Raw genomic sequence first — 22,958 nt, forward strand, 5'->3', positions numbered from 1 at the left:
AGCCGTGGCTACTAGGGCAACACAATGACCGTTGAAAGTCTCCGTTCCCCGACCGCCGCCCAAGCGCAACGCGCGCCCACGAGCGAGGGCGTGGCCCGCGCCGGGGCAAAGATCGCGGCGCTGCTGCCGCCCACCCCGCTTCTCCCGCTCGAGCTACCGAGCGGCGCGACCGTGTGGTGCAAGGCCGAATCGCTCCAGCCGATCGGCGCGTTCAAGATTCGCGGGGCATGGCACCGGCTGACCGATCTGGACGAGAATGAGCGTAAGCGGGGTGTCATCGGCGTCTCCAGCGGAAACCACGCGCAGGGCGTCGCCTGGGCGGCGCGGCGGCTGGGCATTCCGGCGACGATCGTGATGCCCACCGACGCCCCGCAGGTGAAGCTCGCCAACACCCGCGCGCTGGGCGCCGAAGTCGTGCTCTACGACCGCCCCGGCGGCGAGGATCGCGACGAGGTGGCCGCCCGCTTGGTCGCCGAACGCGGGGCGACGCTGGTCCACGCCTATGCCGATCCGTGGGTGATCGAGGGCCAGGGCACGGTCGGCATCGAGATCGCCGCGCAGATGATCGCCGACGGCCTCGCGCGCGCCGGCGGGCCTCCCACCCGGATCGTCGCGTGCTGCGGTGGCGGTGGGCTCAGCGCCGGCCTCGCCCTCGCCTGCCCCGACGCCGAGATCGTGCCGGTCGAGCCCGAAGGCTGGGACGATGTCAGGCTCAGCCTGGAAACGGGCGAAATCCAGCGCGTGCCCGCCGATGCGCCGCCGACCGCCTGCGATGCGCTCCAGACCCCCGCCACGCGCCCGATCAACTTCGCCATCCTGAAGGCCCGGTGCGCCTATGGCGTCGCGGTATCCCCCGCCGAAGTCCGCGCGGCGCAGAACTATGCGTTCGACCGTCTCCACCTCGTGCTCGAACCCGGCGGCGCGGCGGCATTGGCGGCGGTGCTGGCGGGGACGGTGCCCACCGACGGCCGCACCGCGGTCACCCTCACCGGCGGCAACGTCGATGCCGCGGCGTTCGCGAAAGTGCTCGCCTCGACCGGCTAATCGGTTGCATTTGACAATTGAATTTCGCGCCCGCACTCTCCCCGCCACACGTTGAGGGGGGAGAACCGACGATGCAGGCGCAAATTCTCGCACCCGCGGCCGTCCTGGTGCTGTGGTCGCTGATCATGCTGACCTGGTTGGCGATCACGCGGCTTCCCGCGATCGCCAAGGCGGGAGGTCTCAGCGCGGCCAAGCCGGGCGGGCGGGGTCAGGATCTCGAAGGGGTGATCGACGACCGGATCAACTGGAAGTCGCACAACTACACGCATCTGATGGAACAACCGACGATCTTCTACGCGACGGTCGCGATTCTCGCGATCATGGGCGCGGGCGCGCTCGATGTGCTGCTCGCCTGGGCCTACGTCGCGATCCGCATCGTCCATTCGCTGTGGCAGGCGACGGTCAATCGGGTTCCCGTCCGCTTCACGCTGTTCTCGCTGGCCACGGCGAGCCTGCTGGTGCTCGCGGTGCGAGCGGTGATGGCGACACTGCTGCACGATCCGGCGACGGTGACTGGTTAGAAGAGCAATTCAGGGGGAGTGACGGGAATGGTGGGCATGGAAATCCTCAAGCCGCTGGTGGTGCTGGCCGCCTGGACGATGGTGATGTGGGTGTGGATGTACGCCACCCGCATCCCGGCGATGGGCAAGGCGAAGATCGATACGGCCAACCTGACCGGCGGTACCGGAAAGTCGCTCGACGAGGTGCTGCCGCCCGAGGTCCAGTGGAAAGCGCACAACTACAACCACCTGCACGAAGCGCCGACGGTGTTCTATGCGATAGCGATCGTGCTGGCGATCACCGGCCAGGGCGACGGACTCAACGCCACGCTGGGCTGGGCCTACGTCGCGCTGCGCATCGTCCACAGCCTCGTCCAGGCGACGGTCAACCGGGTGGTGGTGCGGTTCCTCATCTTCGCCTTGTCATCGCTGGTGCTGATGGCCCTGACCGTTCACGCCGGGTTCGCGGTGTTTCATCACTGACGGATGAACAGGCTCGCCAGCTCGACGTGGGTCGACCAGCGGAACTGGCCGATCGGGCGCAGTTCGGCGAGCCGGTAGCCGCCCGCGACCAGGGCGGCGGCATCCTTGGCCCAGCTCGAAGGGTTGCAGCTGATATAGGCAATGCGCGCGACCTGGGAGGCGGCGAGTTGCGCCACCTGATCGCGCGCCCCCGCACGCGGCGGATCGAGCACCACCGCGGCGAAGCGGTCGAGCTCCTCGGTCCGCAGCGGATTGCGGTAAAGATCACGATGAACCGCATGAACCAGCTTCCCGCTGCGCCCTGCGGCCCCCTTGCACGCGAAGTGCGCATCCTGCGCGGCTTCGACCGCCAGAACCTTGGTGGTTCCGGCCAGCGCGAAGGCGAACATCCCCAGCCCGGCGAACAGATCGGCCACCGTGGCGCTTGCGCCCAGCCATTCACGAACCGCGCCCGATAGCGCCGCTTCGGCATCGGCGGTCGCTTGAAGGAATCCGCCCGGTGGCAACCCGACCGCGACGCCCGACAGGGCGACCGTGACCGGCTCGGGCTCCCACATCGCTTCGGGTCCATAGCCCTGATCGAGCGTCAGCCGCGCCAGCGCGTGATCGCGCGCGAAATCGAGCAGGCCCTCGGTCTGCGCCAATCCGTCGAGCGTCAGCCCCTTGAGATCGATCGCGACGCCCTGATCGACCAGCACGAGGTGCACGTCCGCCGCCAGCCGCTTGCCGGGCCACCGTTTGAGCAGCGCGCGCAGCGGCGCGACCAGCGCGAACAGCGCCGGATCCAGAACATGGCACTCGCGCATGTCGACGATCCGGTGCGATCCGCGCGCGCGGAATCCGATTGCGCCGCGTTCGGCGTGAAGCGTCGCCCGGCGTCGGGTGCGCGGGGGCGAGAGATAGGCAGGCGCAACGCGTTGCGGCTCCAGCCCCTGCCCCGCCGCCACGTTGACAACGCGGTCGAACACGAATTGGGCCAGCGTTTCTTCGTCGAGGTGCTGCAGCTCGCAGCCCCCGCACGTGCCAAAATGGCGGCACGCCGGGGTCGCATGATGTGCGCCCGGTTTAACCAAGCCGTCCGCCCCGACGGTATCGCCCGGCGCGGCAAACGCCACGTGACGCCCGCTCGCGGTGATCCCGTCGCCCTTGGCGGCGACGCGGAGGATGGCTTCGGGATCGCTCATTCCAGCGCCGCCGCGATCGCCCCTTGCGCCGCCTCGGCCAACTGACCCGCGGTAAACGCCGGTCCCGCGATCCGTGCCGCCTCGCCATGCAGCCACAGCGCCTCTTCGGCCGCGCGCAGCGGCTCGCCATGGACCGCGAGGCGCGACGCCAGCAGGCCCGCCAGGACGTCGCCGCTGCCCGCCACCGAGAGCCAGCTCGGTGCGGCGGGGGCGAGGATCAGCGTCCCGTCGGGCATAGCGATCAGGCTGTCCGCGCCTTTGAGCAAGACCACCGCGCCCGTCGCCTTCGCCACGGCGAGCGCGCGGTCGCGGCGCAGGCCGGTGCCGGGAAGTGAAAACGATTGCTCCAACGCGGCAAGCTCGCCTTCGTGCGGGGTGAGGACGGCCGCGGCAAGCGGCGCGTCGGCGGGGCTCAACAAGGTCAGCGCGTCGGCATCGACGACCGTGGGCCGATTCGTGGCGAGAACCGCCGCAAGCCGCGCCCTGGCGGCATCGTCGCGACCGAGCCCCGGACCCACGAGGATCGCGGACCAGCGGCGGTCATCCAGGGCCTGCCCCAACGGACGCTCGTCGACGACCAGCTCCGGCGGCGGCGCATGCGTCTCGCCCAGCAGCTTCACATACCCGGCTCCACCGTGCATCGCCGCCCTGGCCGCCAGCAGCGCGGCGCCCGGCATCGTACCCGCGACGATCCCCAGCAGGCCGCGAGAATACTTGTGGGCGTCGACCGCTGGCCGCCTCAGCCCGGGACGCGCGAGCAGGCGCGCGGCTCCGGCGACCCCGGCGCAGCCGATCCCGAACAGGCGCCGCTGCCCCATCATGGCCGTCGCCGGCATGCTCCAGTGCGCGAAGTTCCATGCCCCCAGCGCGATCGTGAGGTCGTAGTGCGGCAACCCGGGGTTGAGCACCGCCCCGCTATCGCTTTCGATCCCGCTGGGCAGGTCGATCGCGACGGCGGCGTGGTGATGGCGGGCCAGGCGGGCGATCAGGTCGGCCGATTCGGCGGACAGCGCGCGGGTGAGGCCGCTGCCGAACAGGCAATCGACGAACACCTCGCCCCCGCGGCGGGCATCCGGCTCGACGAGCGCGCCGTGGTACTTGGCGCAGGCACTTTGAGCCGCGACGGAGACCGGCTCCTGCGGGGAAATCACCGCGACTTCGCCGCCGCGCGCGCGGATCGTCTCGGCGATCACCCAGCCATCGCCGCCGTTGTTGCCGGGCCCGCACAGCACGGTGACCGCGCGGCCGCCCGAAATCCGCCAGATCCATTCCGCCGCGCCGCGCCCGGCGATGTCCATCAGCGCCTCGACGCTGCTCCCGCGCTCGATCAGCGCCTGCTCCGCCGCGCGCATCTGCGCGATGGTGAGTATCTGGTCAGGGCTTTGCAGCACTGCCGGGCGCCTCGAGCCTGAAACGATAGCGGTCGCCATCGATTTGCGCTTCGATCATCCCGTTCGAGAGCACGGTTTCGCGCGCTTCCCCGGCCCCGTCGAGCGCGGCAAGACCACCGTCGGTGACGATCTCGAACCGCCGGAAACCGCCGTCGGGACGCCGCACGGTGACTTGCGATCCGCTCCGTTCGAGCGAGCAGACCCGCGCAAATCCGGCCGCGCCGTCGAGCGCGCAGGCAATCTGCTCGCCCGCCGGCTGCGCGCCGGACGAACTGCCGCAAGAGCTCACCGCCAGCGCCGATGCCAGACTAAATATCCGCATAGACATGCGTTTCGGCCTTCGCGCCGGGGTGGGTGAGCGCACCCTTGCTCGCCGGGCCGACGTTCTGGGCGTAGCGCCACAGCGCGCCCGACTGGTAGTCGTTCGAGCGCGGACGCCAGGCCTTGCGGCGCTCGGCCAGCACGGCGCCGTCGACCATCAGATCGATCGTCCCCGCTTCGGCATCGATGCTGATCGTATCGCCGTTCTCGACCAGCGCGATCGGGCCGCCGTCGGCCGCTTCGGGGCCGACGTGGCCGATGCAGAAGCCCCGCGTCGCGCCCGAAAAGCGCCCGTCGGTGATCAGCGCGACCTTTTCGCCCATCCCCAGGCCATAGAGCGCGGCGGTGGTCGAGAGCATCTCGCGCATACCCGGCCCGCCCTTGGGGCCTTCGTAGCGGATGACCACGACCTCGCCCTCGCGGATCAGCCGCGCCTCGACCGCGGCGAAGCAGTCTTCCTCGCAATCGAACACCCGCGCCGGGCCGGTGAACTTCAGGCGGTGCATCCCTGCGACCTTGACGATCGCCCCATCGGGCGCGAGCGAGCCCCTCAGGCCAACAACGCCGCCGGTCGGCGACAGCGGTTTATCGAACGAATAGATCACCTTCTGGTCGGGATTCCAGGTGACTTCTTCGATATTCTCGCCCAGCGTCTTGCCGCTGACTGTCATCGGCGACGGATCGAGCATACCGCCGTCCAGCAGCGTCTTCATCACCATGTAGACCCCGCCAGCGTCGTACATGTCCTTGGCGACGTATTTCCCGCCGGGCTTGAGATCGGCCACGTAGGGAGTCGACTTGAAGATCTCGGCGACGTCGAACAGGTCGAACTCGATCCCGCATTCGCTCGCCATCGCTGGCAGGTGGAGCGCGCCGTTGGTCGAACCGCCGGTCGCGGCGACGACGCGCGCGGCGTTCTCGAAGGCGGCGCGGGTGCAGATGTCGCGCGGGCGGATGTTGCGCGCGAGCAATTCCATCACCTGACGGCCCGCGGCACGCGCCACTTCTTCGCGCGATTTGTAAGGAGCTGGGGCCATATTACTGTTAGGCAAGGACAAACCGATAGCTTCGCCGACGCAGGCCATGGTGTTGGCGGTGTACTGTCCACCGCACGCCCCGTGACCGGGGCAGGCGACTTTCTCCAACGCGGTGAGGTCCTTGAGCGGACAATTGCCCGCGGCATGCTGGCCCACCGCCTCGAACACATCGACCACGGTCACGTCGCGGTCCTGATAACGCCCCGGCAGGATCGACCCGCCATAGACGAAGATCGACGGCACGTTGAGCCGAAGCATCGCCATCATCATGCCGGGCAGGCTCTTGTCGCACCCGGCGAACCCGACCAGCGCATCGTAGCAGTGCCCGCGCACCGACAGCTCGACCGAATCCGCGATCACCTCGCGGCTGACCAGCGATGACTTCATCCCCTGGTGGCCCATCGCAATGCCGTCGGTGACGGTGATGGTGTTGAACCGGCGCGGCGTACCGCCGCCAGCCTCGACGCCCTCGCGGCAGATATCGGCCTGGAAATCGAGCACGGTGTTGCACGGCGCGCTGTCGTTGCCCGCGCTGGCGACCGCGACGAACGGCCGCCCGATCTGCTCCTCGGTCATCCCCATCGCATAGTAATAACTGCGATGCGGCGCGCGCTCGGGGCCTACCGAAACGTGGCGGCTGGGCAATTTGGCTTTGTCGAATGTGTGCGTCATGGCGGTATCCTCGTCGCGCGATGCCTTTGCGGGGGGATGCGCATGGGTCAAGCCCCACCACTACCAAACCCGTCGCCCCGGCGCAGGCCGGGGCCCAACCAAGCTCTCCCCATCGGACGGCGCCGCGAGTTCGCGAGTCCGGTTAGGCCCCGGCCTGCGCCGGGGCGACGGTGTGAGTTTTAGCGAAGCTTTCCCGCGAGCCGCCACCACTCGCGGGGCAGGCCCTCCGCCACAGCATCGCGGTGTTCGGAAGTCTCAAACAACGCAAAGCACGTCGCGCCCGAACCGGACATTCGGACCAGCCACGCCGATGTGTCGCGCAAGGAGGCAAGCACTTTACCTATCACGGGACAAAGGCCGAGAGCGGGAGCCTCCAGATCATTGCGCCCGGCCAGCGCAATTTCGCGCGCGGTGCCGCCGGGCAGCGCACCCGGATCCACCCCATCCCACGCGGCAAACACCGGCCCCGTCGCCAGCGGCACGCGCGGGTTCACCAGCAGCACCGGCGTCCCCGCCAAATCCTGCGGCCCCGGCTCGAGATCGATCCCCGTCCCGCGCCCGATGCAGGTGCTGCTCTTCACGCAGGCCGGAACATCCGCACCCAGCCTGGCCGCGCGCTCGCGCCAGTCATCAGGCAGGCCGAACCGCGCGTCGTACAGCCGAAACACCGCCCCCGCATCGACCGAACCGCCGCCCAACCCCGCCGCCACCGGCAGCCGCTTGTCGAGCGTTACCCGCCAGCCCTCGCGCCGGGGCAGCTTGCCCAGTGCCTTGGCGACGATGTTGCCGAGCGGATCGCTCAGCGCGGGCGCGAACACTCCAGTGACGTGCAATTCGTCTCGCGGCGCGGTCTCGACGCTCAGCTCATCGCCCGCATCGACGAACGCGAACAGCGTCTCGAGTTCGTGATACCCGTCCTCCCGCCGCCGCCGGACGTGAAGCGCAAGGTTGATCTTGGCGTAGGCGGTTTCGTTCATCTTGGACCTCTCCCCTTCAGGGGAGAGGGTTGGGAGAGGGGGATGTCGGTCTGCGCGATGGGGCCCCCATCACATATTCGGATAGTTCGGCCCCCCGCCCCCTTCGGGCGTGGTCCAGGTGATGTTCTGGTTGGGGTCCTTGATGTCGCAGGTCTTGCAGTGAACGCAGTTCTGGGCGTTGATCTGGTATTTGGGCTGGCCTTCCTCGACGCCGAGCCACTCGTAGACCCCCGCCGGGCAGTACCGCGTCGAGGGCCCGGCGAAGACGCCCAGCTCGCTGGTCCGCTGCAGCTCCAGATCCGCCACCTTGAGGTGGACCGGCTGGTCCTCTTCGTGGTTGGTGAAGCTCAGCGCCACGCTCGAAAGCCGGTCGAAGCTGATCGTCCCGTCGGGCTTGGGATACTTGATCGGGCGGAACAGGTCGGCGCGCATCGTCGCTTCGCTGTCGTGGTGATGCTTGAGCGCGGGGACGATCGGCAGGCGGATCTGGCGCAGCCACATGTCGATCCCCGCCAGCGCGGTGCCCAGTTCGCCGCCAAACTTGGCGACCAGCGGCTGCGCGTTCTGGACGAGCTTGAGCTCCTTGGCGATCCAAGACGAGCGCACCGCCGTGTCATAGTCGGTCAGCGAGGTATGCTCAGCCCCGCCCTTGATCGCCTTCGCGGCGGCTTCGGCGGCGAGCATGCCGCTTTTCATCGCGGTATGGCTGCCCTTGATCCGCGGCACGTTGACGAAACCCGCGCTGCAGCCGATCAGCGCGCCGCCGGGGAACGCCAGTTTGGGCACCGACTGCCACCCGCCCTCGTTGATCGCCCGCGCGCCGTAGGATACGCGGCGCCCGCCTTCGAGAACGCTGCGGATCGCCGGGTGCTGCTTCCAGCGCTGGAATTCCTCGAACGGATAGACGTAGGGGTTCTTGTAATCGAGCGCGGTGACGAAGCCGAGCGCGACCTGGTTGTTGGCCTGGTGGTAGAGGAACCCGCCGCCCCATGAATCGCTTTCGCTCAGCGGCCAGCCCTGGGTATGGATCACCCGGCCGGGGAAGTGCTTGTCCTCGGGAATGTCCCACAGTTCCTTGATGCCGAGTCCGTAGACCTGCGGCTGGCAATCGCGCTCTAGGTCGTACTTGCCCTTGAGCTGCTTGGTCAGGCTGCCGCGCGCGCCCTCGGCGAACAGCGTGTACTTGGCGTGGAGCTCCATCCCGGGCTGATAGTCGCCCTTGTGGCTGCCGTCCTTGGCTATCCCCATGTCCTGGGTGGCGACGCCGATCACCTTGTCGCCATCATAAAGCACTTCGCCCGCCGGGAAGCCCGGGAAGATTTCCACCCCCAGCTCTTCGGCCTTGCCCGCCAGCCAGCGGCACAAGTTGCCGAGGCTGCCGGTATAGCAGCCCTCGTTGGACATGAAGGGCGGCATGAACACTTCGGGCAGCGAATACTGGCGGGTCTCGCTGAGCACCCAGTGGTGGTTCTCGACAACCTCGACCTCGCCCATCGGGCACCCGTCATCGCGCCAGTTCGGCAGCAGCTCGTCGAGCGCGCGCGGATCGACGACCGCGCCAGAAAGGATATGTGCGCCGATCTCGGAGCCTTTTTCGAGGACGCAGCAGGTCAACTCGGCGTCGATCTGCTTGATCCGGATCGCCGCGGCCAGCCCGGCCGGGCCGCCGCCCACGATCACCACGTCATAGGGCATCGATTCGCGTTCGCTCACGGCGGCACCTCCCTCGTTTGTCGTGCTTCCCGCCTTGATTGCTGGGGCCGGGCAGGTCAAGACCGCGCCCGACTATGGACCCGCGCGAAACATCCGATTGGGCGGCCGAACTCGCCGCGGCGCAGGCCTGGTGGCGCGAGGCGGGGGTCGACCTCGCCTTTGCCGACGAAGCCACCGTTTGGCTGGCCGACAAGCGCGCGGCCACTAGCGACACCGGCGCTGAATCCGCGCCGGCGCAGGCCGAACCCCCGCGCGTAGCCACGCGTCCTCGCATCGGCGGCGAGCGCGCGCTTTGGCCAAAGACGCTGGACGACTTCCCCGCCTGGTGGCTGACCGAGCCGAGCCTCGATCCCGCCCCCGCCGCGCAGCGCGTGATGCCCGCCGGTCCCCACGGAGCGCCGCTGATGGTCCTGGTGGCGATGCCGGAAGCCCAAGACTCGGCGGCACTACTCTCTGGCAGGCAGGGCCGACTGCTGTCCGCGATCCTGTCCGCGTTCGGGTTCGACCGCGACCAAATCTATCTGGCCAGCGTCCTGCCCAGGCCGATCGCGGCGCCGGACTGGTCCGCGCTCGCCGCCGCCGGGCTCGGCGAAGTGCTCGCCCATCACATCGGACTGGCCGCCCCACAGCGGCTGATCGTGTTCGGAAAGGACATTTCATCGCTTCTCGGCCACGATCCGGCGCAAGTCGCTCAATCTTCACCCCGATTTAACCATGAAGGTTCGAGCGTCCCGCTGATGCTCGCGCCTGCGCTCGAGGCGTTGCTCGAGCGCCCGGCTCTGAAGCGGGGACTGTGGACACGCTGGCTCGAGTGGGAGCCGACCGGATTGGGGACTTGATGCTGGCAAAGACCGCTCTGAAGCTGGCCGCCGCGACGCTGGTCGTGACGCTGGCGACGGCCGTCCCGGCATCGGCCAACAGCGCCTCGGCCGACTATTTCCGCCTGCGCGGGGACAGCCGCAACGCGCCCAGCGTGCTAACCAAGGACGAGCGCGACTATTACACCGCGCTGTTCGCCGCCGAGCGCCGCGAGGACTGGGCCGCGGTCCAGACGATGCTGGCGCAGAAGCCCGACGGCCCGCTCCATGCGGTCGCGAAGGCAGAGTTCTACCTCGCCGCCAATTCTCCCAAGGCCGATGCCGCGCCACTGGTCCAGCTCGTCCAGCAGGCGCCCGACCTGCCGTGGGCCGACCAGCTTTCGCGCCTGGCCGTCAAGCGCGGCGCGACCGAACTGCCCGGGCTGGTCCAGGCGCAGCGGCTCTATTCGGTATCGAGCGCGCCCAAGCGCCTGCGCCCGCGCAGCACCGCCGACGGGACGATGCCGGCCAGCATCGCCGACGCCATTCTGCTCGCAATCAAGAACGACGATCCCACCGGCGCGCGCGCGCTGCTCGACGGGATCGACGCATCGCTCTCTAGCGAGGCGCGCGCCGAATGGCGCCAGCGAGTGGCGTGGAGCTTCTATATCGAGAACGACGACGCCCAGGCGCTCAGCGTCGCACGCAGCGTCGCCGACGGCAGCGGACCGTGGGTCGCCGAGGGCTGGTGGACCACCGGCCTGGCCGCATGGCGGCTGGGCGGGTGCGAGGAAGCCGCCAACGCCTTCGAGAAATCCGCGGCGCTGGCCGAAAACGCCGATCTTGCCGCCGCGGGCAACTACTGGGCGAGCCGCGCGTGGATCCGCTGCCGCGTGCCCGAGAAGGTCTCCACGAATTTGCGCGCCGCGGCGCGCAAGACCGAGACGTTCTATGGCCTGCTCGCGGCCGAGGCGCTGGGCCTGAAGGAACCGGCCTTGCGCGCATCGCCCGATTTCAGCGGTGAGGACTGGCAGGCGCTGCGGGGCACCGGCAATGTCCGCGCGGCTGTCGCGCTCGCCGAAATCGGCCGCGAGGATCTTGCCGACGAGGTTCTGCGGTATCAGGCCAAGATCGGCGATCCGCGCCAATATGCCGCCCTCACCCGCCTCGCCCGCGACCTGGGGCTGGCATCGACCCAGCTATGGATGGCCTACAACGCACCTTCGGGCGGCCGCCCCGACGATGCCGCACGCTATCCCACCCCCAAGTGGACCCCGGCGAACGGATGGAAGGTCGATCCCGCGCTGGTCTATGCCCATGCCTTGCAGGAATCGAATTTCCGCACCGCGGTCGTCAGCCCGGCGCAAGCCAGGGGGCTGATGCAGATCACCCCGATCACTGTGCGCCAGCACAGCCCGGCGCTGTCGCTCAATGCCGCGGCAGTGGATCTGACAAATCCTGCCACAAACCTCGCGTTTGGGCAGCAAAACCTCGAAATGCTGCGCGACTCTAGTGCGACTGGGGGACTACTTCCCAAGATCATGGCCGCCTATAACGCCGGCCTCGCCCCGGTAACCCGCTGGAACAGCGAGATTCGCGATGGCGGCGATCCGCTACTGTGGATGGAATCGATCCCCTACTGGGAAACCCGCGGCTACGTCAGCGTGGTGATGCGCAACTACTGGATGTACGAGAACCAGGCGGGAGGCCAATCGGACAGTCGTGCCGGGCTGGCCGAGGGTAAGTGGCCGAAGTTCCCCGGTTTGACCGGTGCGCCGGCAGTGCGTGTCGCTTCCAGCCTACGCTGAGCTGCTCCACACCCCGCTGATGTCGAGCCTGCTGGCAGGCTCAGGGTGAACTGCCGACTTTGTCGTCAGTCGAGACATGATGTCTCGACTACGCTCGACATGAGCGGATAAGGGAGGCGCAAATCATTCAGATGAGACGCTGATGGCAATCGACCCCGAGCGCGCGTTCAAGCCGATCAGCATTGCGCTGCTGACGGTTTCCGACACGCGCACCGCCGCCGACGATACTTCCGGCGACATTCTCGCCGAACGGATCAAGGCCGCGGGCCACGCCCTCGCCGCTCGCGCGATCGAGCGTGACGACGTTCCGCGCATTTGCGACCGGCTCAACAACTGGATCGACGATTCCCGGATCGACTGCGTGATCTCGACCGGCGGCACCGGGCTGACCGGGCGCGACGTGACCCCCGAGGCGCTCGACCGGGTCAAGGAGAAAGACATTCCGGGCTTCGGCGAACTTTTCCGTTGGCTCAGCTATAAAACCATAGGCACTTCGACCGTGCAGTCGCGGGCAATGGCGGTGCTGGCGCGCGGCACCTACATCTTCGCACTCCCCGGCTCGAACGGCGCGGTGAAGGACGGCTGGGACCTGATCCTGTCCGAGCAACTCGATGCCCGGAACCGCCCCTGCAACTTCGTCGAGCTGATGCCGCGGTTGCGCGAAGTCTGACGATTTTCCGCAGCGCCTACTTCGGAGCCGGGTGTTCCTTGAAGAACTTGTTCGCCTCGCCCATCATCGTTTGCCACCAATCGACGACGTCGGCGAAGTTGGCCTTGTTAAGGCCGCCCAGCGTGCTGAAATCGTAGCTAATCGCCAACGTTCCATCGTTGGGATCGAACGACATCGTCGAGAACCGCTTCTTGAGGTTCCATTCATTGGCGAGCGCCGCCGAATTGGTGCCATCTTGCGCGAACGTGATCCGGAACTGCAGCGAGGTGCAGTTGGAGTTGTTCTGGCAGCCGTAAAAAAGATCATGTATTTGTAGCCGCTAGCCGCGCTGTCGATGACGGGATCGCCATCGACGTCGCTCTTTCTCAGCTTGGCCTTGAAGCCGATCTCGCCCAACGCGCTGGCTACTTCTCCCGGGCGCGAGGCGCAGATTAGCCCGCCGGGACAGGAATCGGCGGCAGCAGCTGGTGACGACAAAGCGATCAGCGCGAATAAGGCCGCGGCGAAAGACGTGACGATGCGCATCGGATTCCCCCCGTAAACCGGTACGGATCGTTTCATCGGGAATCCGCCAAGTCAATCTTGCTTTCCATTTTGTTCTTTTTATGTTCTAATCAGGTCATGACCAATCAAAGGTCCAGCCAGAGTCCCGTCCACGGTCGCGGCGCGCAATCAGGCGCGGTGCCGGTGCGGTTCGGGCTGGGGGTGCGCGAGGCGGATGGCGACTGGCTCGATGAGCGCGATGGTCTCGACGGGCCGGGGCCGAAGTTGCGGACGACGGTAACCGAGGAGCACGCCAAGACCATCGTCAGCTTCAACCGGTCGCCCGACATTCCGTTCGACCGCTCCATCAACGCTTATCGAGGTTGCGAGCACGGCTGCATCTACTGCTTCGCCCGTCCTACCCACGCCTTTCACGACCTCTCCCCCGGGCTGGATTTCGAAACGAGGCTGTTTGCCAAACCGAACGCTGCCGAGTTGCTCCGCGCCACCCTCGCCAATCCGCGCTACACGCCCGCGCCGATCGCAATGGGTACCAACACCGACCCATACCAGCCGATCGAGGGACGCTACCGGATCACGCGCGCGGTGCTCGAGGTGTGCCTTGAGGCGCGCCAGCCGGTTACGATCACCACCAAGTCCACCCGGGTGCTCGACGATCTCGATCTGCTGGCCGAGATGGCGCGGCACCGGCTGGTCGCGGTCGGCATATCGGTGACCAGTCTCGATCCGAGGCTTTCTAGCCTGCTCGAACCCCGCGCCTCAGCCCCAGCCAAGCGCCTCGCCGCGCTGGGACGGCTGGTCGAGGCGCGCGTTCCCGCGCACGTCTCGATCGCCCCGGTCATCCCCGCGATCACCGACGAGTTCATGGAGAGCATCCTCGATCGCGCCGGGGCGCTCGGGGTCGGCTCGGCGAGCTGGATCATGTTGCGTCTGCCTTACGAGGTCGCTCCGCTGTTTCGCGAATGGCTCGCGACCCATTTCCCCGAGCGCGCGGGCAAAGTGATGAGCATCGTCCGATCGGTGCGCGACGGTAAGGACAACGATCCAGGATTCTTCAGCCGCATGAAGCCGCAAGGCGTCTGGGCCGACCTGTTCCGCACGCGTTTCCGCCTCGCATGCCGACGCGCGGGGATCGGTCAGGTAAAGATCGATCTCGATTGCGGGGGCTTCATTCGGCCGAGTGCGAATGGGCAGTTGAGCCTGCTGTGAAGGGTTAGAACTCGCCGATCCCGAAGCGCGCAACCCCCTGGTTGAACCCCGGCGGATCTAGCACGCCGATGTCGAGCGCGACCGGCTCGCCGATCCAGTGACCGAGCGTGGTGTGGTCGGCGAGGTCGTCGTCGGTAAGCGGATGGATCAGCGCGCGTAGCCCCGCCGCCGCAATCGCGGCGATCACGGCGTCTCGCGCGGGTTCGAGGAAGTGGATCTCGTACTGCGGGATCGGGTGCGGGCCGATCGGTTCATCGACCATCCGCCCGGTAAACAGCACGCGCGGATCGGCGCCGAAACGGTCGCGCAACGCCGCAGCCTCCGCCCGGTCGGCAAGAGTGTAGTAGATGTGCGCGTGCCATGGCGCTTCGCCGCTCACCCGGCGAACCGGATGAGACGGCTGTCGGCCACTGCGGCGCTGCGATGGGGCACGACCTCGGCGATGTAGTGGGGGTTCTTGACCATCGCCATGAATGCCGCCGAGTTGGGATAGCCCATTACGAACGCCTCGTCCCACTCGTCGGCAGGGCCGGTGACCACGCATTCCAGTGGCGGCTGCCAGACCATGCCGCCACCCGCTGCGGCGATGATCGGGGCGATTCCGGCCTTGTAGATGTCGTAGGCCTCACGTCCGCTCAGGGCCTTGCCGTGGTTGGGGTGCCCCTCGGGATACTCGGCCACAGCGCGTAACTTGATCAGGTTGAGCATGTGGATCGGCGTATCACGAGGCAACGCCTTGAACGCTGCCCAGTTCTCGCGGCTGGGATCAATGTGGGGCATTCTCGGCTCCTAGTCCGCCAGCTTGTAGTCCTTGAACCGCTCACGCAGGTCCTTCTTGCTGATCTTGCCGGTGCCGGTGTGGGGGATGTCGTCGACGAATTCCACTGCATCGGGCAGCCACCACTTGGCGACTTTGCCGACGAGGTGGGCCTTGATGTCCTCGGCACAGCAATCGGCGCCTTCCTTGCGGACGATCACGAGGATTGGGCGTTCGTCCCAGCGTGGATGATAGATCCCGATCGCCGCCGCCTCGGCCACCGCGGGATGACCGACCGCCGCATTCTCAAGCTCGACCGAGCTGATCCACTCGCCGCCCGACTTGATCACGTCCTTGGTCCGGTCGGTCAGCTGGAGCGTACCGTCGGGATGGATCGTCGCAACGTCGCCAGTGTCGAACCACTGGTCGGGATCGGTGCAGTCCGCCTCCGCCTTGAAGTAACGCTTGATCACCCACGGGCCGCGCACCTGTAGCGCCCCCGAGGTCACGCCATCGCGCGGCAGAGCCTTGGTCGGGTCGTCGAGATCGACGCAGCGCAATTCGACCCCAAACGCCGAACGTCCCTGGCGGGAGACCAGATCGACTTGCTCGGAGAAGCTCATTTCTTCCCAGTTCCACGGATAGGCTCCCGCAGTTCCTACAGGAGAGGTCTCGGTCATCCCCCACAAGTGGGCGACGCGCACCCCATTGTTCATCAACCGCTCGATCATGAAGCGAGGACATGCCGAGCCACCAATCACCGCGGTGGTGAGCGCGCCGAGATCGCGCACGTCCTTTCCATCGGAATCGAGCTGCGCGAACATCGCCAGCCAGACCGTCGGCACGCCCGCCGAATGGGTCACCCCTTCCCGGCGCATCAAATCGCAGAGCACCGCAGGATCGTTCACCGCCGAACAGACGAACTTGATCCCCGGGATTGCCCCCGCCCACGGCAGACCCCAGCTCGCGGCGTGATACATCGGCACCACGGACAGCATTACCGCGCGCGAATCGAAGTTGAACAAGTTGGGCTGCACCGCCGCCATCGCGTGGAGCACGGTCGAACGGTGTTCGTAGAGCACGCCTTTGGGGTGACCGGTGGTGCCGCTGGTATAGCAGAGCATGCACGGATCGCGCTCGTCACCGTCGGCCCAGGCAGTATTCCCGTCGTAGGCGCCGATCCACTCTTCGAAGCTGAGCACGTCCGATCCCGGCGGAGGATCGAAGCAGACGTACAGGCCGACCGTGGGCCACTGATCGCATAGCCGGTCGATGATCGGCTGAAACACAGCGTCGTAGAGCATCACCCGGTCTTCGGCATGGTTGACGATATAGGTCAGTTGCTCGTCGAACAGGCGCGGATTGATCGTGTGGAGCACCCCGCCGACCCCCACCGCGCCGTACCAGGTAACCAGATGGCGAGCATGGTTCATCGCCAGGGTGGCAACGCGATCGCCCTTGCCCACGCCAGCGGAATGGAGCGCTTGGGACATACGCAGCGCATCGTGGCGGATACCCGCCCAGTTTGTCCGCGTCTCGCTTCCGTCGGCCCAGCGACTGACTATCTCGCGTTGGCCATATTCCCGACCGGCGTGATCGATCAGGTGGGTCACTCTGAGCGGCCAGTCCTGCATTGCGCCCAGTGTCATCGCTCTCTCCTAGTGGACCAGCCGCAGCTTCCTTTCACCGCGCGTCGTCAGCGCGACATTGGCAAGTCCATCGATCGGGATCAACCGTTCCACGAGATCGGAGTCGAGATGGAAGTCGCGGCCAAGCGTCACAAGCGGGGCCACCCCGCCCGCGGTGCGCAAACGCGCGCGAACTTCGCCCGTACCCGCTGGGTCGCGAGGAAGCATCAGGGCAAGCTCGGCGATAGCCTCGGGCGAGGAAACTTCCAATTGCAGCAGCATCTTGGCCGCACTCTTGACCTCCGCCAGCGGACGCGCCGAGCGGACTGTGATCCGCGGCGGTTCTTCAGGGCTGGGGCTGTCGAGCTCGACGTTGAGCAGCAGACAAGTGCCGGTCTTGGCCCAGGCCTGGAAGCTCTCGACCAGCGCTTCTTCGAAGCAGCTTGCGGAAAACTGCCCGCTGCTGTCCGAAAAGTCGGCGCGGATGAAATCGTTGCCCCTCTTCGTCCGTCCCCGGTTCACCGCTTCGACCAGCGCCGCCATCACCGCCGGGCGGCGGCCGGACTGAGCATCGCCGCCCGCGCTGCCGGCCATCAGCGCGGCATGGCTCAGCGCACCGTTGGCGGAGGCGACTGCGCGGTACTGCTCGACCGGGTGCGCGGCGAAGTAGAACCCGAAGAATTCGCGCTCCTTGGCCATGGCTTCGGCCCGCCCCCACGGCTCGGCGTCGGCCAGGCGCAAAGCGGGCGCGTTGTGGTCCTCTCCCCCGAACAAGGCCGCCTGCCCGCTGCTGCGGCTGCGCGCGGCCTCGTCGGCGGCCGACAGCAGCAGATCGATGTTTGCAAAGACCTTGGCGCGATTGGGTTCCAGGCCGTCGAATGCCCCCGCAGCTGCCAGACCCTCGACCAGCCGCCGGTTCATGGTGCCCTGCGGACAGCGGCGGAACACGTCCTCCAGGCTGGCGAACCAGCCGTTCGCCTCGCGCTCACCGACAACGCCCTCCATCGCCTTTTCGCCGACGTTGCGGATGCCCGCCAGAGCATAGCGCACCGCATAGCCGTCATCGGTGCGCTCGACCGTGAATTCAGCTTCGGAACGGTTGATGTCGGGCGCGGCCAGCACCACGCCATTCCTCCGCAGATCGTCTACGAACACCGCCAGCTTTTCCGACTGATGCTGGTCGAAGCACATCGAGGCGGCGTAGAATTCCTCAGGATAGTGCGCTTTCAGCCACGCGGTTTGATACGACAGCAGTGCGTAGGCTGCAGCGTGACTCTTGTTGAAGCCGTACCCGGCGAACTTATCGATCAAGTCGAACAGTTCGCCTGCCTTATTTGTATCGATCTGCGAAACGTCGCGGCAGCCGTCGATGAAGCGCTGGCGCTGAGCGTCCATTTCGGCCTGATTCTTCTTGCCCATCGCCCGGCGCAGCAGGTCGGCGTCGCCCAGCGAATAACCCGCCAGCACCTGCGCGGCCTGCATCACCTGTTCTTGGTAGACGAAGATGCCATACGTCTCGGCGAGGATTTCGGCGAGCTTGGGGTGCGGATACTCGATCGGCTCGAGCCCGTTCTTGCGCCGCCCGAACAACGGGATGTTGTCCATCGGGCCGGGACGATAGAGCGAGACCAGCGCGATGATGTCGCCGAACGCGGTCGGCTTGACCGCGTTGAGCGTGCGCCGCATCCCTTCGGATTCGAGCTGGAACACCCCCACCGTATCACCCCGCTGGAGCAGTGCGTAGACTGCCGGATCGTCCCACGACAGCGCATCGAGATCGACCTCGACCCCGCGCTTGCGCAGCAGCTCGACCGCCTTGCGCAGCACCGACAGCGTCTTGAGCCCCAGGAAATCGAACTTGACCAGCCCGGCATCCTCGACGTGCTTCATGTCGAACTGAGTGACCGGCATATCCGAACGCGGATCGCGGTAGAGCGGGATGAGTTGAGCCAGCGGTCGGTCGCCGATCACTACCCCGGCGGCGTGGGTGCTGGAATTGCGCGGCAGGCCTTCGAGCTGCATCGCCAGATCGACCAGCCGCCGAACCTCGTCATCACGCTCGTATTCGCGCCGGAACTCGGCGACGCCGTTGAGCGTGCGCGGTAGGGTCCACTGGTCGGTCGGGTGGTTGGGCACCATCTTGCATAGCCGGTCGACCTGGCCGTAGCTCATCTGGAGGATTCGACCGGTGTCGCGCAGCACCGCGCGCGCCTTCAATTTGCCGAAGGTGATAATCTGGGCGACGTGATCGTGGCCATACTTGGCCTGGACGTAGCGGATCACCTCGCCGCGGCGGGTTTCGCAGAAATCGATGTCGAAATCGGGCATCGACACCCGTTCCGGGTTGAGGAACCGTTCGAAGAGCAGCCCCAGCTTGAGCGGGTCTAGATCGGTGATGGTCAGCGCCCAGGCGACCACCGACCCCGCTCCGGAACCGCGTCCGGGTCCTACCGGGATGCCGTTTTCCTTGGCCCACTTGATAAAATCGGCGACGATCAGGAAGTACCCGGCGAAACCCATCCGGTTGATAACGTCGATCTCGAATTCGAGGCGGTCGGCGTAGACCTGTCGCGCCTCGGCTTCCATGGGGCCGTATGGCGCCAACCGCGCGGCGAGCCCGGCGCGTGCATCCCCGGCCAGCATCCGCGCTTCGCCCGCCTGGTCGCCCGCCAAGCTGGGCAGGATCGGCGCGCGGCGCGGCGGGGCGAAGGCGCAGCGTTGCGCGACGACCAGCGTGTTGGCCAGCGCCTCGGGGAGATCGACGAACAGTTCGGCCATCATGGGTCCCGACTTGAGCCAGGATTCCGACGAGGACCGCGCGCGATCCTCTTGCGCGATGTGGGTCGACGCGGCGATGCATAGCATGGCGTCGTGGGCGGCGTGAAAGCCGGGCTGGTCGTAGGCGGCGGGATTGGTGGCCACCAGCGGCAGGTCGCGGGCATAAGCGAGCTCGATCAGCGCATCCTCGGCGACGTCTTCGATCGCGTCGCCGCGCCGCGCGATTTCGACGTAGAGCCGCTGGGGGAACAGTTCCTCCAGCCGCGCCGCATAGACCGCCGCCGCCTCGCCCTGCCCCTCGGCCAGCAGCCGCGCGAGCGCCCCCTCGCCCGCCCCGGTCAGCGCGATCAAACCTTCGGTGCGGCCTACGAGGTCGGCGAGCGAAACGTGAGGGGGCAGTTCGAGCGGGCGGTCGAGGTGCGCCCTGCTGACCAGATGGCAAAGATTGACATACCCCGTCTCGTCCTGGGCATAGAGCGGTAGCCAATCGATCGTCGGCGCCGCCGGTCCGCCAAAGCCGCTCGCCGCTCCGCCTCGCTCGGGCCGCGCCACCGCCAGCACGCATCCGACGATCGGCTGAACCCCCTTTTCTACGGCCGCCGCCGCAAATGGCACCGCCCCGTACAGACCGTTGCGATCGGCGATCGCGATCGCGGGAAATCCGCGCTCGGACGCCAGCCGCGCGATCGCCTTCGGATCGATAGCCCCTTCAAGCAGGGTGTAGGACGAAAGGACGCGCAGCGGGACGAAAGGGGCGAACGGCATGGCGCGAAGCTAGGCGTTCTAAAGGGTTTTGAGGAGTCGTTGCGCCACACTGTCCACGTCAATCAAAGCCACCGACCAAGTCCGCTCACCCGAGCGTAGTGGAGCAATTTCCGCGTAAGTTTGGACGGAACGCTCAGTGTCTCGACGACCTTCCGCATCGCGGACTGCTCGACGCGAGCGGGACTTTTTCGCTAATTTTACAGCAGCTTGGTAATATCCTTTTCGATCCCCTCGGGCTTGTCGGTCGGCGCGTACCTGCGCACCACCTTGCCTTGGCGATCGATGAGGAATTTGGTGAAATTCCACTTGATCGACCTGCTCCCCATCAACCCCGGCGCCTCGTCCTTCATCCATTTATAGAGTGGAATCGTATCGTCGCCGTTGACGTCGATTTTGGCCATCAACGGGAAGGTGACGTCATAGGTCAGCTTGCAAAAGCTGGCGATCTCCTCCGCATTGCCCGGTTCCTGCGCGCCGAACTGGTTGCACGGGAACGCGATAACCTCGAAACCCTGCCCGCCAAATTTGCGATAGAGAGCCTCGAGCCCGTCGTACTGCGGAGTGAAGCCGCAGCGGCTGGCGGTGTTGACGACCAGCAGCACCTTGCCCGCCTTGTCGGCCAAGCTGACTTCTTCCCCGTTGGGCAGCTTGGCGGTGAAATCGGCAATCGTCTTGGCCTCGCTCATTCCAGAACTCCCTCGTGCAGCCGCACCACCCGGTCCATCTTCTGCGCCAAGCGTTCGTTGTGCGTGGCCACCAGCGCCGCACTGCCCTCTTCGCGGACGAGTCGCAAGAACTCCGCCAGCACCCGGTCGGCGGTGTGCTCATCCAGGTTGCCGGTCGGTTCGTCGGCCAGCACCAAAAGCGGCTTGTTGGCGAGCGCGCGGGCGACCGCCACGCGCTGCTGCTCGCCGCCGGAAAGCTGGCTGGGGCGGTGGGTCAGGCGCTCGCTCAAGCCCAGCGCGCCGAGCAGCTCGCTCGCCCGCTCGCGTGCCGCCGGCTCGGGCGTATCGGCCACCAGTTGTGGCAGGATGACGTTCTCGATCGCGCTGAAATCGGGCAGGAGGTGGTGGAACTGATAGACGAAACCGAGCGTGTTGCGGCGCAAGGTGGTCCGCGCATCGCCGTCGAGCGCGGAAGCATCGGTCCCGGCGATCTCGATCCTGCCCTCGAATCCGCCCTCGAGCAGCCCGACCGCCTGGAGCATCGTCGACTTGCCCGACCCCGAAGGCCCGAGCAGCGCGACGATCTCGCCCGGCGAGATGGCAAGGTCGATACCGCGCAGCACGTCGATCCGGATGCCGCCCTGCTCAAAGCTGCGCCTTAGGCCGGTAAGCCTGACGACGACATCCACGCCTCCCGCGAGGGGGTCACTCATAGCGCAGCACCTGCACCGGATCGGTGCTCGCCGCCTTGAATGCAGGGTAGAGCGTGAACAAGAAGCTCAGCACCAGCGCCATGACGGCGATCGTCGTGATCTCCACCGGATCGCTGCGGCTGGGAAGTTCGGTGAGGAAACGGATCGAGGGATCCCACAAGTTCTGTCCGGTCAGCAGCTCGATCGCGCGAACCACCGGCTGGCGGAAATAGAGGAAGATAGCGCCGAGGATCAGCCCTGCCAGCGTGCCCAGCGCGCCGATCACGAAGCCGATCGTGACGAATATCTTGAGCAGGCTACGCCGCGTTGCGCCCATCGTCCGCATGATCGCGATGTCGCGGGTCTTCGCGCGGACCAGCATGATCAGCGAGGAGAGGATGTTGAACACCGCGACCAGCACGATCAGGCTCAGCACCACGAACATCGCCACCCGTTCGACCGCCAGCGCCTCGAACAGGCTGGCGTTGATCTTCTTCCAATCGGAAATCTCGGCGCGACCCGCGAGTTGCCGCTTGAGCGGGGCAAGCGTCTCGCCGACGGTATCGGCATCTTCGGTCTTGACCTCAATCATGCCGATGGTGTCGCCCGTCAGCAGCAGCGTTTGCGCGTCCTGGATCGGCATGACCACAAAGCCCTGGTCGTAGTCGTAGATGCCGATCTCGAAGATGGCGGCGATGCGGTAGCCGATCTGCCGCGGCACCGTGCCGAACGGGGTCGAGCGGCCCTGCGGGTTGATGATCGTGATCGTATCACCGACCCGCGCGCCCAGGTTCTGCGCGAGTTGGCTGCCGATCGCGACGTTGCCCGATCCGGGCACCAATTGCGCCATATTGCCGGCGATGCGCTTGTCGGCGAGAGTGCGGATGTCCTCGTCGGTATTGCCGCGCGCGAGCACCGCCTCGACCCGACCGTTGAAGGTGGCCAGCAGCGGCTGTTCGATCAGCGGACTGGCATGAACCACGCCCGGCGTCTTGCGGACCTGGGCAAGGATGCCCTGCCAGTCGTCGAGCCGTCCACCGTAGGCCTGGATTACCGCGTGGCCGTTGAGCCCGACGATCTTGTCGAGAAGCTCGCCGCGAAACCCGTTCATCACGCTCATCACGATGACCAGCGCGGCGACCCCCAGCATCACAGCGGCCAGGCTGATCCCCGCGACCAGCGCGATGAACGCCTCGCCGCGGCCAGGCAGCATATAGCGCTTGGCGATCATCCATTCGAACGGGGTGAGGATCAAGAACGGGCGCTCCGGGCGGGCGTGGTGCGGCGCGATGTAGGCGGCGGGGGATGCGAGGGCAAGCCGCCCTTGCCTTCGCAGCCGTTCACCGCCACATGGGCGCCGACG

General features: G+C 66.8%; 21 protein-coding genes. 7 read left to right on the plus strand and 14 right to left on the minus strand.

Annotation, left to right across the window (positions count from 1 at the left end; translation table 11 throughout):
* The first annotated feature begins 24 nt into the window (after positions 1 to 24).
* The 3 genes from GKE62_RS03655 (at position 25) to GKE62_RS03665 (ending at position 2,027) form a co-directional block, all read left to right on the plus strand.
* On the plus strand, positions 25 to 1,044 hold the full coding sequence (locus GKE62_RS03655) for a threonine/serine dehydratase (protein WP_154691055.1): 1,020 nt from the start codon (positions 25 to 27) through the stop codon (positions 1,042 to 1,044).
* A gap of 71 nt (positions 1,045 to 1,115) precedes the next feature.
* Positions 1,116 to 1,565 carry an MAPEG family protein gene (locus GKE62_RS03660; RefSeq protein WP_154691056.1) on the plus strand — a complete coding sequence of 150 codons (450 nt, stop codon included), beginning with the start codon at positions 1,116 to 1,118 and terminating at the stop codon, positions 1,563 to 1,565.
* Positions 1,566 to 1,592: 27 nt separating this feature from the next.
* On the plus strand, positions 1,593 to 2,027 hold the full coding sequence (locus GKE62_RS03665) for an MAPEG family protein (RefSeq protein ID WP_154691057.1): 435 nt from the start codon (positions 1,593 to 1,595) through the stop codon (positions 2,025 to 2,027).
* On the opposite strand, the gene GKE62_RS03670 is transcribed toward GKE62_RS03665, so the two are convergent.
* From GKE62_RS03670 to GKE62_RS03695, 6 genes are all read right to left on the minus strand, one after another.
* Positions 2,021 to 3,211: a class I SAM-dependent RNA methyltransferase gene (locus tag GKE62_RS03670; RefSeq protein WP_154691058.1), complete on the minus strand. Its 1,191-nt coding sequence runs from the start codon at positions 3,209 to 3,211 to the stop codon at positions 2,021 to 2,023. The two genes, GKE62_RS03665 and GKE62_RS03670, sit on opposite strands and share 7 nt — an antisense overlap.
* A complete protein-coding gene (locus tag GKE62_RS03675; RefSeq protein WP_370516054.1) occupies positions 3,208 to 4,602 on the minus strand; it encodes an NAD(P)H-hydrate epimerase in 1,395 nt (464 codons plus the stop codon). Before GKE62_RS03675 ends, GKE62_RS03670 begins: the two co-directional genes overlap by 4 nt.
* Positions 4,586 to 4,930, minus strand: a complete 345-nt coding sequence (locus GKE62_RS03680; protein ID WP_154691060.1) for a hypothetical protein — start codon at positions 4,928 to 4,930, stop codon at positions 4,586 to 4,588. The genes GKE62_RS03675 and GKE62_RS03680 overlap by 17 nt, the downstream gene beginning before the upstream one ends.
* Positions 4,911 to 6,632: a dihydroxy-acid dehydratase gene (ilvD, locus tag GKE62_RS03685; RefSeq protein ID WP_154691061.1), complete on the minus strand. Its 1,722-nt coding sequence runs from the start codon at positions 6,630 to 6,632 to the stop codon at positions 4,911 to 4,913. Before ilvD ends, GKE62_RS03680 begins: the two co-directional genes overlap by 20 nt.
* A gap of 179 nt (positions 6,633 to 6,811) precedes the next feature.
* Positions 6,812 to 7,609: a 4-(cytidine 5'-diphospho)-2-C-methyl-D-erythritol kinase gene (locus tag GKE62_RS03690; protein ID WP_154691062.1), complete on the minus strand. Its 798-nt coding sequence runs from the start codon at positions 7,607 to 7,609 to the stop codon at positions 6,812 to 6,814.
* 69 nt (positions 7,610 to 7,678) lie between these two features.
* Positions 7,679 to 9,322: an electron transfer flavoprotein-ubiquinone oxidoreductase gene (locus tag GKE62_RS03695; RefSeq protein ID WP_154691063.1), complete on the minus strand. Its 1,644-nt coding sequence runs from the start codon at positions 9,320 to 9,322 to the stop codon at positions 7,679 to 7,681.
* Positions 9,323 to 9,396: 74 nt separating this feature from the next.
* Between GKE62_RS03695 and GKE62_RS03700 the strand changes: the two genes are divergently transcribed.
* The 3 genes from GKE62_RS03700 (at position 9,397) to moaB (ending at position 12,597) form a co-directional block, all read left to right on the plus strand.
* Complete coding sequence (locus GKE62_RS03700; RefSeq protein ID WP_154691064.1) at positions 9,397 to 10,161, plus strand: hypothetical protein; 765 nt, start codon at positions 9,397 to 9,399, stop codon at positions 10,159 to 10,161.
* Positions 10,161 to 11,927 (plus strand): lytic transglycosylase domain-containing protein, encoded by a 1,767-nt coding sequence (locus GKE62_RS03705; RefSeq protein WP_154691065.1) that lies wholly within the window; start codon positions 10,161 to 10,163, stop codon positions 11,925 to 11,927. Before GKE62_RS03700 ends, GKE62_RS03705 begins: the two co-directional genes overlap by 1 nt.
* Before the next feature lie 142 nt (positions 11,928 to 12,069).
* Positions 12,070 to 12,597 carry a molybdenum cofactor biosynthesis protein B gene (moaB, locus tag GKE62_RS03710; protein ID WP_154691066.1) on the plus strand — a complete coding sequence of 176 codons (528 nt, stop codon included), beginning with the start codon at positions 12,070 to 12,072 and terminating at the stop codon, positions 12,595 to 12,597.
* Between the two features lie 16 nt (positions 12,598 to 12,613).
* Here the strand turns inward: moaB and GKE62_RS18770 are convergent, their stop codons facing one another.
* The gene (locus tag GKE62_RS18770) at positions 12,614 to 12,907 is read right to left on the minus strand and encodes a YbjN domain-containing protein (RefSeq protein WP_370516085.1); all 294 of its coding nucleotides are present in this window, start codon (positions 12,905 to 12,907) and stop codon (positions 12,614 to 12,616) included.
* A gap of 311 nt (positions 12,908 to 13,218) precedes the next feature.
* On the opposite strand from GKE62_RS18770, the gene GKE62_RS03720 reads away from it, so the two are divergent.
* Positions 13,219 to 14,310, plus strand: coding sequence for a PA0069 family radical SAM protein (locus GKE62_RS03720; protein ID WP_154691067.1), 1,092 nt, complete (start codon positions 13,219 to 13,221; stop codon positions 14,308 to 14,310).
* Positions 14,311 to 14,314: 4 nt separating this feature from the next.
* On the opposite strand, the gene GKE62_RS03725 is transcribed toward GKE62_RS03720, so the two are convergent.
* The 7 genes from GKE62_RS03725 to GKE62_RS03755 form a co-directional block, all read right to left on the minus strand.
* A complete protein-coding gene (locus GKE62_RS03725) occupies positions 14,315 to 14,689 on the minus strand; it encodes a DOPA 4,5-dioxygenase family protein (protein WP_154691068.1) in 375 nt (124 codons plus the stop codon).
* Positions 14,686 to 15,090, minus strand: coding sequence for a DUF1330 domain-containing protein (locus tag GKE62_RS03730; protein WP_154691069.1), 405 nt, complete (start codon positions 15,088 to 15,090; stop codon positions 14,686 to 14,688). Before GKE62_RS03730 ends, GKE62_RS03725 begins: the two co-directional genes overlap by 4 nt.
* Before the next feature lie 9 nt (positions 15,091 to 15,099).
* Positions 15,100 to 16,716, minus strand: a complete 1,617-nt coding sequence (locus GKE62_RS03735) for a long-chain fatty acid--CoA ligase (RefSeq protein ID WP_230206896.1) — start codon at positions 16,714 to 16,716, stop codon at positions 15,100 to 15,102.
* 9 nt (positions 16,717 to 16,725) lie between these two features.
* Entirely contained in the window at positions 16,726 to 20,238 is a 3,513-nt protein-coding gene (dnaE, locus tag GKE62_RS03740; protein WP_154691070.1) for a DNA polymerase III subunit alpha, read from the minus strand.
* Between the two features lie 197 nt (positions 20,239 to 20,435).
* Positions 20,436 to 20,924 (minus strand): glutathione peroxidase, encoded by a 489-nt coding sequence (locus GKE62_RS03745; protein ID WP_154691071.1) that lies wholly within the window; start codon positions 20,922 to 20,924, stop codon positions 20,436 to 20,438.
* Positions 20,921 to 21,616, minus strand: coding sequence for an ABC transporter ATP-binding protein (locus GKE62_RS03750; RefSeq protein ID WP_370516055.1), 696 nt, complete (start codon positions 21,614 to 21,616; stop codon positions 20,921 to 20,923). Before GKE62_RS03750 ends, GKE62_RS03745 begins: the two co-directional genes overlap by 4 nt.
* Complete coding sequence (locus GKE62_RS03755; protein WP_154691072.1) at positions 21,609 to 22,850, minus strand: lipoprotein-releasing ABC transporter permease subunit; 1,242 nt, start codon at positions 22,848 to 22,850, stop codon at positions 21,609 to 21,611. Before GKE62_RS03755 ends, GKE62_RS03750 begins: the two co-directional genes overlap by 8 nt.
* Positions 22,851 to 22,958: the final 108 nt, after the last annotated feature.

This window comes from Novosphingobium sp. Gsoil 351, from assembly GCF_009707465.1.
Lineage (GTDB): Bacteria > Pseudomonadota > Alphaproteobacteria > Sphingomonadales > Sphingomonadaceae > Novosphingobium.